Genomic DNA, 9,760 nt, shown 5'->3' with positions numbered 1-9,760 from the left:
GGCCAGGGCGGGCCCGGCGGCACGGGCGGCGTCCGGGCGGAGCCTGGCCACCACGCCGCGCCGTTTGGCGAGCAGCGCGGACGCCTGCACGCGCAGCCGCCCGGCGTCGAAGCCCGCCGGCGGATCCGCCCCGGCCACCAGGCACGCGACGACCCGCCCCTGTGCCTCCGCCAGCCGCGCCCGCGCCCCGTCACTCACCGCGTCCACACGCCGCGCCCGCGCCTCCTCACTCACCGCGTCCGCCCACGGTCTGCTCCACTGAGGACATGGCGGCTCGGATGCGGGTCAGCTCGCCGGCGAGCGCGGCGTCGCCCGGGTAGTCGTCGTCCCACTCCAGCAGCACCCCGGGCGGCCTGGTCCGGGCGCACAGCTCGGTCAGCAGGCCGAGGACGGCCGGCGGCACGGCGGCGGTGTGCGTGTCGTGCCAGATCCCGTGGTGCTCGTGCCCGCCGGCCACGTGCACGTACGCCAGGTGCTCCAGCGGCAGCGCGTCCAGCGCGGCCACGGCCGACAGCCCGAGGTTGACCTGGGCGGCGTACAGATTGGCGACGTCCACCAGCAGCCCCACCCCGGTACGCTCCACGACCTCGGCCAGGTAGCGGGCCTCGGTCAGCTCGTCGTCCGGCCAGCCGAAGATCGCCGCCACGTTCTCCAGGGCCAGCGGCACGGGCAGCGCCTCCTGGGCCAGCCGCACGTTCTCCACGACGATCTCCAGCGACTCCCGCGTCCGCGGCACCGGAAGCAGGTGCCCCGCCTCCACGCCGCCCCCGCGGACGAACGCCAGGTGCTCGCTGACCAGCGGCGAGTCCAGGGCCCGCGCGCAGGCCGCGAGATGGGCGAGCCGGGCCGGGTCCGGCGGCTCGGCGCCGCCGACGCCGAGCGAGACGCCGTGCGGGATCACCGGCACGCCCCTGGACCGCAGCACGCGCAGCGACTCGGGCAGGTCATCGGGGTCGATGTTCTCGGCCACCACCTCGACGAACCCGACGCCCGCCATCCGCTCGATCGTCAGGTCGAGCTCCGGCCGCCACCCGATGCCCACCCCCAGGTCCGGCAGGTCCGGCATGTCAGCTCCCCCCGCCGCCGCAGCCGCCCCCGCAGCCGCCGCCGCAGCCGCTCCCGCCGCCGCATCCCGCCGTGCCGCAACCGCCCGCGCCGGCGCTGTGCGACTGGTCGCCGCCGCGCCGCCGCCTGGGGGCGACCGTACGGGCCGGGGAGCCGTCGAGCGCGAGGACGAGGTTGGCGTCGTTCAGCTCGCCGAGGCCGTACAGCGCGACGGCCACCGGGCCGCTGGACGTGCCCGGCGGGTGGTCCAGCTTGGCCCGGTCGAGCGCGGCCTGCCCGGAAGCGGTGAGATCGGTGGGGAACGTGCGCCGGTGTCCGGCGATGGCGCTCGGCGCGCCCACGACCGTCCCGGCCAGGACGCCGAGCGCGGCCAGGGGAAGCGGCGACGTGCCCTCGACGGCCACCGACAGCGCCTCCACGGCCGCCCCGGCGAGCGCCAGCACCGCCAGCACCCGTAACCGGACGATCAGCCGGTCCACCTGGGTGAAGGAGCCGGTGGGGTGAACCGCGCCGATCCTGCCCAGCCGGTGCCTGAGGGCGTCCAGGGTCTCGCCCTGGCTCACGCGCTCCCTGATCGTGCTCGCCCACGCGCCGGGGTTGCGCTCGACCTCGTCCAGGACGGCGTCCTCGACCGGCTCGCCGGTGCTCCGGGCGCCGGCCACCCGGTGCACCCGTCCGTCGCGGGACACGCGTACGGCCCCTGACGCCGCCAGCAGCCCGACGGCGGTGTCGGCGACGCGCCTGGATCCGCCGGCCAGGAAGGCCAGCTCGTAGGGGCCGAGATCGTGCGGCCGGGGCTCGACGGCGGCCCCCCGGATGGCGGCGTGCTCGCGCCGGACCGCCAGAACGGTGACCCCGGCCGCCACGGCCAGCGCCACCGCGAGGATGAGAAGGAACAGATCCATACGCCCTCCCCTCGTGCGGCCTGTCGGGCCGCGTACCGAGAAGACGTATAAGCAAGGCATAAAGGTTCCGGGCGATCAGAACGCCCCCGCGCGGTGCGGCGGCCAGCACCGCCGCACCGCGCGCGCCCGCTCAGCCGAGCCGGTCGAGCAGGGCGTCGTACTCGTCCCACAGTTCCTTCGGCAGGTGGTCGCCGAACTTCTCGAAGTGGGCCGGGATCAGGGCCGCCTCCTCGCGCCACACGTCGCGGTCGACCGACAGCAGCGTGCGCAGGTCCTCCTCGGACAGGTCGAGGCCGTCGGTGTCCAGCTCGGCGGGCAGCAGGCCGATCGCCGTCGGGTTCGCCTTGGCCTCGCCGTTGAGGCGGTCGACGATCCACTTGAGCACGCGGCTGTTCTCGCCGAAGCCGGGCCAGATGAACCTGCCCTCGTCGTTCTTCCTGAACCAGTTGACGTAGTAGATGCGCGGGAGCTTCGCGCCCTCGACCCGGCCGATGTCGAGCCAGTGGCCGAAGTAGTCGCCCATGTTGTAGCCGCAGAACGGCAGCATGGCGAAGGGGTCGTAGCGCAGCTCGCCCACCTTGCCCTCGGCCGCGGCGGTCTTCTCGGAGGCGACGTTGGCTCCGAGAAAGACGCCGTGCTCCCAGCTCAGCGACTCCGTGACCAGAGGCACGGCGGTGGCGCGGCGGCCGCCGAAGAGAATCGCCGAGATGGGCACGCCCTTGGGGTCCTGCCACTCCGGTGCGATGGTCGGGCATTGGGAGGCGGGTGTGGTGAAGCGGGCGTTCGGGTGGGCGGCGGGCTCGTCGCTGTCGGGCGTCCAGGAGCGGCCCTTCCAGTCGGTCAGGTGCGCCGGGGGCTCCTCGGTGAGCCCCTCCCACCACACGTCCCCGTCGTCGGTCAGGGCGACGTTGGTGAAGATGCTGTTGCCCCAGAGGGTCTTGATGGCGTTGGCGTTGGTCACCTGGCCGGTGCCGGGCGCGACGCCGAAGAAGCCGGCCTCCGGGTTGATGGCGTACAGGCGGCCGTCGTCGCCGAAGCGCATCCAGGCGATGTCGTCGCCGATCGTCTCGACCTTCCAGCCCGGGATCGTGGGCTGGAGCATGGCCAGGTTCGTCTTGCCGCAGGCGCTCGGGAAGGCGGCGGCGACGTAACGGGTCTCGCCGTCGGGCGGCGTGAGCTTGAGGATGAGCATGTGCTCGGCCAGCCAGCCCTCGTCGCGGGCCATGACGCTGGCGATGCGCAGCGCGTAGCACTTCTTCCCGAGCAGCGCGTTGCCACCGTAGCCCGAGCCGTAGGACCAGATCTCGCGGGTCTCGGGGAAGTGGCTGATGTACTTGGTGGAGCTGCACGGCCAGGCCACGTCGGACTGGCCCTGCCGCAGCGGGGCGCCGACGGAGTGGACGGCCTTGACGAAGCCGCCGCGCTGCTCGATCAGGCGCAGCGCCCGGTCGCCCATGCGCGTCATGATCCGCATCGACACGGCCACGTACGCGGAGTCGGTGATCTCGACGCCGAGCTGCGAGATCTCGCCGCCGAGCGGGCCCATGCAGAACGGGACGACGTACATCGTGCGGCCGCGCATGCAGCCCGCGAAGAGCTCGGAGAAGGTCTGGCGCATCTGCGCTGGAGCGATCCAGTTGTTGGTCGGGCCCGCGTCCTCCTCGCGCTCCGAGCAGATGTAGGTACGGTCCTCCACCCGCGCCACGTCGCTGGGATCGGACTTGGCGTAGAAGCTGTTCGGGCGCGCGGCGAGCCGGGTGAGCGTGCCCTGCTCGACGAGGAGGTTGGTCAGGCGCGTCCACTCCTCCTCCGAGCCGTCGCACCACTCGATCCGGTCGGGCTGGGTCAGGGCTGCGATCTCGTTCACCCACGCGACCAATTCGCGATTGCTCGTCGGCGCGGGCACTTCCACGGAAACGGACACGACTGCGACTCCTCCACTCTCTCAGGGCCCAGTCATCATTAACGACGAAGGCGCATGAAAGCCAATTGGCATAGACCTGTTGGCGCGACCGTCGCCGCAGGCAGCGGCCCTGACGATCCGGGGAGCCTACCCAGGACTCGAAGTTTTAAAAGAGGAATTTCGCGATGTCGGTCCAGGCCAATTCGCGTGGTCTAAACCAATTACCTCAGTGGTTTAGTCCAATTTCCCGAGCCGTTTCCGCCGGTGTTCTCAGGAATTGACGTCGGGGCCCGCGTTGCGCACTCTGTCGACGTGCTGGAGGGCGTCGCGCAGCTCGGCCAGCCAGGTGTCGGTGTTCTTGCCGACCAGGCGCACGCACCAGGCGAGCGCGTCGCTGCGACTCCTGGCCACCCCGGCGGCGACGAGCGTGTCGAGCACCTGACGCTCCGACTGACGCAGACGCGTCATCACGGGTACGGAGAGTGTGGTGAACATCACAGTCTCGCCCCCGCACCGCACGCCCCAGGAGACCTTCTGGCGGAACCGGCGCTCCGCCTCGCGGGCGATCTCGATCCGCCGCTCGCGGGTCTCCTCGCGGAACCGGCGGGCCAGCCCCTCGATGAGGGCGAGCCGCTCGGCCTCGGGCGTGTCGGCGAGCGGGTCGGGCAGCGTGCCGAGCACCGCGATCTCCTCGCGGTCACGGACGATCTCGGGGGCCCCGGTGAACCACCCCTCGGGGAGCCGGCCGGTGAACCAGCCGCGGACCTGCGCGCTCATATCGTCTGTTGACATGTAATCACGATTACACAGTTGCGCGCGAAATGCACGAGCCGAACCGCGGATCGTGCGAAGGTTCGTTCAGCGGACGCGGGCGGCCGCGACGGGGCTGACCCGGACGACGCCGGCCAGGTTCCGCGTGCTCAACGGGGAGATCTTGACGACGTCCCCGGTGCGCGGCGCCTGCAGCACCTTCCCGTTGCCCCAGTAGATCGCCACGTGCGAGATGTAACCCGGATTCGTCGGGTCGTTGCGCCAGAAGATCAGGTCGCCCGGTTGCGCCTGCGCCAGCGGCACCTGCGGCCCGGCCACCCACTGCTGGTGGGTCACCCGCGGCATCCGCACGCCCGCCTGCCCGTACGCCCACTGCACCAGCCCCGAGCAGTCGAACGTGTCGGGCCCCTCGGCCCCCCACACGTACGGCCGGCCCAGCTTGGACACCGCGGCCTTCAGCGCCGCCGTGAGCTGTTCCACGGTCATGAACGACCCGGACGGCCAGTTCTTCGGGGTGTCGGCCCTGGGCCGCGGCTGGACGGGGTTGACGGTGGCCACCTGCGTGCCCTTGGGCATCGCGGCCAGGATGGCCCGGCGCAGCGCGTCGGAGTTCGCGCCCGGGGCGCTGACGATGAGCGCGTTGTCGCGCGGGAGGCGCAGCCTGCGCCCGGTCTCCTTGGACACGACCGCGTCGACCGCGCCGAACCCGGTGGTGGCGTACGCGCCGATGCGCAGCGGCCCGGCCGGCCCGCTCACGCGGCTGTGCAGCGCCAGGCCGCCGTCGTTGCCCAGCACGAACGAGACCGCCACGTCGCCGGAGGCCACGTTCTGCCACAGGGCGTCCGACGACGCCGTCACCTTGGGGGTGTAGGCCCGGAACGTGGACGGGTTCACCGCGAGCGTCTGCACCCGCTTGCCGTCGAGCGAGATGGAGGCCGCGTCGGCCAGCTCAAGGGCCCGTACGCCGCGCAGCCCGGCGACCTTGCGCAGCAGCTCGTCGGTGAACGGCTTGCGGGTGAGCACGAAGAGGTTGGGCTTGCGCAGCTTGCCCAGCGGCGCCACGGACTGGTCGGCACGGGACTGGGCCATGAGCGTCTGCTTCGGCACCGGCCGCGCCCGCACCACCTCGACCGGCGCCTGCTCCTCCCCCGTCTGGACCAGCACCAGCACGTCGGTGGTGAGCACGGCCACCAGCATCACCACGATGAAGGGGATGAGCCTGGATAAGTCTCGCCGTTTCCGCGTCTTCACCAGGAAGCTGAGGTCCTGCGCGATTCCCGGCGAACGCGAAAACGCCGCCGGGCCGACGTGGGCCCGGCGGTCAGGATCTGCGGGGGTCAGTTGCCGATGTACGGCACAGCCTCGAGGATCTCGACGGTGTTCTGGCGGCCGTTGGGCATCGAGTACGTCGCCTTCTCACCGATCTTCTTGCCGTTGATCGCCGAACCGAGCGGCGACTTGGGCGAGTAGACGTCGATCGGCGCTCCGCTCTCCTCGCGGGAGGCGAGCAGGAAGGTGACCTCGTCGTCGTCGCCGACGAACCGGATCGTCACGGTCATGCCGGGGCCGACCACGCCCTCGGTCTTGGGGGCCTCTCCCACCTTGGCGTTGTCGAGGATCTGGCGGAGGTGGAAGATCCGGGCCTCCATCTTGCCCTGCTCGTCCTTGGCGGCGTGGTAGCCGCCGTTCTCCTTCAGGTCGCCCTCCTCACGGGCGGCCTCGATCTTCTTGGCGATGTCGACGCGCCCGGGGCCAGAGAGATATTCGTACTCCGCCTTCAGGCGGTCGTACGCCTCCTGCGTCAGCCATGTGACGTTCTCATCGCGAGAGTCGGCCACGGGTTCTCCTTGCTTGCCTAGGGGGCCCTGAGATCACTTGAGGATGTGGACGGTCGAATTGCGAAAGGCTAACAACTCAGCCGTCCGGACGCTTCCCCAAATGTCTCACTATACGAGATTGCAGTACTGGATGTGGACGGAAGTGGCCTCACCACTGGTGTCGAGGCTCTCCTTGAGCTGCTTACTACCCTCACCAGCCGGGATTCTTACTTCCTTGCTGCCGACTTCCGCGTGGTAGACGTCCAGTGCCCTGATCCGGCAGACGGCCACTCTATCGTCGGGCTTGTACACCTCGAAGGTGATCTCCGCGCGCCCGGGCGCGTCGATGCTGAACGAGACGACCTGCGCCGGGGCCTCCGAGCCGCCGCCGGCCGTCATCGACCACATCACCCATCCCCAGCCGCCCGCGACGATGGCCACCAGCACGCCGATCACGACATGCACGACCAGCCGGCCGCCTCTCTTCGGACGGTCGGGGAAGTCGTCGGGTGTGCCGAGAACGGGTCCGTTCCCGACATCTTCGGTGACCATGGCGGAATCTCCCTGCACTCCCTGAGCGTTATCCGAGACAATTGTCGCCCGCGGGGGGCGTGCCCTCGCGACCGCCCAGCAGAAACTAACCTCTCTGGACGAGTGACCGGTCCTCCACCGAGGAGACCCTGTGAGGAGAACGCGCCCGTGAGTGCACCCCTGAGGTTGATGGCAGTCCACGCCCACCCCGACGACGAGTCGAGCAAGGGCGCCGCCACGATGGCGCGTTACGTGCGCGAAGGCGTGGAAGTGCTGGTCTGTACCCTCACGGGCGGTGAGCGGGGTTCCGTGCTCAACCCGAAGATGGACCGGCCCGAGATCGTGGCCAACATCGGCGAGGTGCGCAGGGCGGAGATGGAGCGGGCCCGCGAGATCCTCGGGGTCCAGCAGCGTTTCATGGGCTTTGTCGACTCCGGCCTGCCGGAGAGCGAGGAGGAGGAGCTGCCCGAGGGCTGCTTCGCGCTGCAGAAGCTTGAGGACGCCTCGGCCCCGCTGGTGGCCGCCGTGCGCGAGTTCCGCCCGCACGTGATCATCACGTACGACGACGACGGCGGCTACCCGCACCCCGACCACATCATGACCAACAAGGTCTCCGTCGAGGCGTTCGAGGCGGCCGGCGACCCCGACCGCTACCCCGGCACCGGCGACCCGTGGCAGCCGATGAAGCTCTACTACCAGATGGGCTTCACCAAGGAGCGCTTCGAGGCGCTGCACGAGGCCATGACCGAGCGCGGCCTCGGCTCCCCGTACTCCGACTGGATCTCCCGCTGGGAGGACCGGCCCGCCAAGTGGCCGGTCACGACGCGGGTGCCGTGCGGCGAGTACTTCCAGATCCGCGACGAGGCGCTGCTCGCGCACGCCACCCAGGTCGACCCCGACGGCTTCTGGTTCGTCTGCCCGCGCGAGCTGCAGCAGGAGATCTGGCCGACCGAGGACTACCACCTGGCGCGCTCGCTCGTCGACACCGAGCTGCCCGAGGACGACCTGTTCGCCGGCATCCACGCCGAGGACGTCTCACCCGCCTGCCACTGACCGGACCACGGCATACGGGTGGCAGACTGAAGGTGTGACAGTTCTCGCAGCTGGTGATGTCAGTCCGGGTCTGCTCGGCTTCACCGTCGTCGCCCTCATCGGGCTGGCCCTCTACATCCTCATCAAGTCGATGAACAAGCAGATGTCGAAGATCCAGGTTCCGCACGAGGGCGACACGGACAAGAAAGCCGAATAGATGCCGATCGAAGTAGTCGACAACTCGACGGAGTGCCGCTTCGAGGTCCTCGTCGACGGCAAGGTCGCCGGGTTCGCCGACTATCGACTGCTGCCCACGAAAGTCGTCTTCACGCACACCGAGGTGCTGCCCGCCTACGAGGGCCAGGGCCTGGCGAGCAGGCTCGTGGAGTACGCGCTGCGCACGAGCGTCGACACCGGGCTGCGCATCGTGCCACTGTGCCCGTACGTGGCCCGCTACATCGAGCGTCACCCCGAGTTCAAGGAGTACAGCGACTCGTCAGTCGCGGGGTGACCAGGCGCGTTCCAGGGCCTTGGGCAGGCCCCACCAGCCGAGCGGGGTCAGCACCTCGTCGGCGTCCACGATGCCCAGGTAGGTCCACAGGCTGACCACCGAGGCGAACAGGCCCTCGGTGGCGTCGAGGTCGTCGTCGTCCTGCTCGCCCGACTCGATGTCGTCGGACTCGGCGATGAGCCTGGCCAGGCGTTCCGGCGAGGCCAGCACCCCGGGCCCCATGCGGGCCAGCGCCGCCACCGCGGCCAGCCAGTCGGCGTGCTGGATCGCGCACAGGTTGGCCAGGGCGGTGTCCTCGTGGCCGAGCTCCCCCTCCAGGTCGGCGAACTCCTCCGGCACGTCGTCGGCCTCGGACAGGTCGGAGATCGGCCCGGCCACGCCCGCCGCCACCGCCAGCCACAACTCCCGGTCGTCGTCCGGCATCGGCCGGTCGTCCAACCCGGCGCAGGCGCGCAGCACGTTCGCGGGGTAGCCGGGCAGGTCCAGCAGCACGCGCAGGCGCGCGGCGGCCAGCTCCAGCTCGACCAGCGGCAGCTCGGGCGCCTTGGGCAGCTCGCCGACGATGCGGCGCAGCTCCGACAGCGCGAACGCCTCCTCCTCGTCGAGGGCGGCGAACAGCTCCTCGTCCTGCTCGTCGCTGACCGCGAAGCCGGGCACCCGGCCGTCGGGCAGCGGCGTGGCCAGCCAGTGCTCCTGGAGCTCCTCGTACGCCCGGCGGGCGGCGTGGTCGCCCTGGGCCAGCGCGTCCGGGTCGATCTCCCCGGCGGCGACGCGCTCCTCCAGGAAGGAGACCATGCGCCCGAACATCTCGGCCGCGACCGGGCCGCGCTCGTCCTCCTCGGGCCAGACGAAGTAGCTGGGCGTCATGAGAATCGGCTCGGTGCCGGTGGACTCGACCCAGCGCTGCACGTCGCCGACGGTGGCCACGCCCGCCTCGATGGAGCTCAGCGTGGCCTTGGCGGAGTCCCAGAACGGCTGCGAGAGCGGGTTGCCCGCCGCCACCATGGCCCGCCGCAGATCGGGCAGCGCCACCAGCGCCACGCCCGAGGGCACGGCCAGCAGCGCGCGGGCGACGTCCCTGCGCGTGACGGCGGCGGGCGGGCGGCCGGCGTGGGCGCAGACGTAGTCGATGTCCACGCCCGTAACCTACGCCGTCCGCCCCGCCCGAGTCAGCCGCGGGGTGGCGGGCCGTCCCCGGGGACGCGGTTTAGGGTGAGCGAGGGAG

General features: G+C 71.0%; 12 protein-coding genes. 3 read left to right on the top strand and 9 right to left on the bottom strand.

All coding sequences use genetic code 11. The features are described 5' to 3' along the window. From ACWCSD_RS18910 to ACWCSD_RS18875, 8 genes are all read right to left on the bottom strand, one after another. The coding region (locus tag ACWCSD_RS18910; RefSeq protein WP_449916416.1) for a hypothetical protein at nt 1-234 on the bottom strand (234 nt) is incomplete at its 3' end. After that, on the bottom strand, nt 227-1,066 hold the full coding sequence (locus ACWCSD_RS18905) for a DUF692 domain-containing protein (protein ID WP_449916413.1): 840 nt from the start codon (nt 1,064-1,066) through the stop codon (nt 227-229). The genes ACWCSD_RS18910 and ACWCSD_RS18905, both read right to left, overlap by 8 nt. Before the next feature lies 1 nt (nt 1,067). Next, a complete protein-coding gene (locus ACWCSD_RS18900) occupies nt 1,068-1,970 on the bottom strand; it encodes a TIGR04222 domain-containing membrane protein (protein WP_449916411.1) in 903 nt (300 codons plus the stop codon). 130 nt (nt 1,971-2,100) lie between these two features. Continuing rightward, the gene (locus tag ACWCSD_RS18895; protein WP_449916408.1) at nt 2,101-3,894 is read right to left on the bottom strand and encodes a phosphoenolpyruvate carboxykinase (GTP); all 1,794 of its coding nucleotides are present in this window, start codon (nt 3,892-3,894) and stop codon (nt 2,101-2,103) included. 249 nt (nt 3,895-4,143) lie between these two features. Then, nucleotides 4,144-4,665 carry a hypothetical protein gene (locus ACWCSD_RS18890; protein ID WP_449916406.1) on the bottom strand — a complete coding sequence of 174 codons (522 nt, stop codon included), beginning with the start codon at nt 4,663-4,665 and terminating at the stop codon, nt 4,144-4,146. Nucleotides 4,666-4,731: 66 nt separating this feature from the next. Further along, nucleotides 4,732-5,841: a C40 family peptidase gene (locus ACWCSD_RS18885; RefSeq protein WP_397161704.1), complete on the bottom strand. Its 1,110-nt coding sequence runs from the start codon at nt 5,839-5,841 to the stop codon at nt 4,732-4,734. Nucleotides 5,842-5,981: 140 nt separating this feature from the next. Beyond that, nucleotides 5,982-6,482 carry a transcription elongation factor GreA gene (greA, locus tag ACWCSD_RS18880; protein ID WP_352323258.1) on the bottom strand — a complete coding sequence of 167 codons (501 nt, stop codon included), beginning with the start codon at nt 6,480-6,482 and terminating at the stop codon, nt 5,982-5,984. Nucleotides 6,483-6,590: 108 nt separating this feature from the next. After that, on the bottom strand, nt 6,591-7,013 hold the full coding sequence (locus tag ACWCSD_RS18875) for a DUF4307 domain-containing protein (protein WP_397161329.1): 423 nt from the start codon (nt 7,011-7,013) through the stop codon (nt 6,591-6,593). 147 nt (nt 7,014-7,160) lie between these two features. Between ACWCSD_RS18875 and mca the strand changes: the two genes are divergently transcribed. From mca to ACWCSD_RS18860, 3 genes are read left to right on the top strand one after another with little or no spacing between them, the layout of a single operon-like run. After that, a complete protein-coding gene (mca, locus tag ACWCSD_RS18870; RefSeq protein ID WP_352323256.1) occupies nt 7,161-8,045 on the top strand; it encodes a mycothiol conjugate amidase Mca in 885 nt (294 codons plus the stop codon). A 34-nt stretch (nt 8,046-8,079) separates the two neighbouring features. Further along, complete coding sequence (locus ACWCSD_RS18865; protein WP_352323255.1) at nt 8,080-8,241, top strand: hypothetical protein; 162 nt, start codon at nt 8,080-8,082, stop codon at nt 8,239-8,241. Then, nucleotides 8,242-8,535 (top strand): GNAT family N-acetyltransferase, encoded by a 294-nt coding sequence (locus ACWCSD_RS18860; RefSeq protein ID WP_449916403.1) that lies wholly within the window; start codon nt 8,242-8,244, stop codon nt 8,533-8,535. It begins immediately after the preceding gene. Here the strand turns inward: ACWCSD_RS18860 and ACWCSD_RS18855 are convergent. Then, entirely contained in the window at nt 8,521-9,672 is a 1,152-nt protein-coding gene (locus ACWCSD_RS18855; RefSeq protein WP_397161332.1) for a hypothetical protein, read from the bottom strand. The two genes, ACWCSD_RS18860 and ACWCSD_RS18855, sit on opposite strands and share 15 nt — an antisense overlap. Nucleotides 9,673-9,760: the final 88 nt, after the last annotated feature.

The sequence above is a fragment of the Nonomuraea sp. NPDC001684 genome (assembly GCF_053596515.1).
This window is presented reverse-complemented; position numbering and strand designations above follow the sequence as displayed.

Bases quoted from the DNA above. Each gene is read 5' to 3' on its own strand.
- ACWCSD_RS18885 (WP_397161704.1), bottom strand. From the start codon at position 5,841: ATGCTGGTGGCCGTGCTCACCACCGACGTGCTGGTGCTGGTCCAGACG.
- ACWCSD_RS18890 (WP_449916406.1), bottom strand. From the start codon at position 4,665: ATGTCAACAGACGATATGAGCGCGCAGGTCCGCGGCTGGTTCACCGGC.
- ACWCSD_RS18860 (WP_449916403.1), top strand. From the start codon at position 8,242: ATGCCGATCGAAGTAGTCGACAACTCGACGGAGTGCCGCTTCGAGGTC.
- ACWCSD_RS18875 (WP_397161329.1), bottom strand. From the start codon at position 7,013: ATGGTCACCGAAGATGTCGGGAACGGACCCGTTCTCGGCACACCCGAC.
- ACWCSD_RS18905 (WP_449916413.1), bottom strand. From the start codon at position 1,066: ATGCCGGACCTGCCGGACCTGGGGGTGGGCATCGGGTGGCGGCCGGAG.
- ACWCSD_RS18900 (WP_449916411.1), bottom strand. From the start codon at position 1,970: ATGGATCTGTTCCTTCTCATCCTCGCGGTGGCGCTGGCCGTGGCGGCC.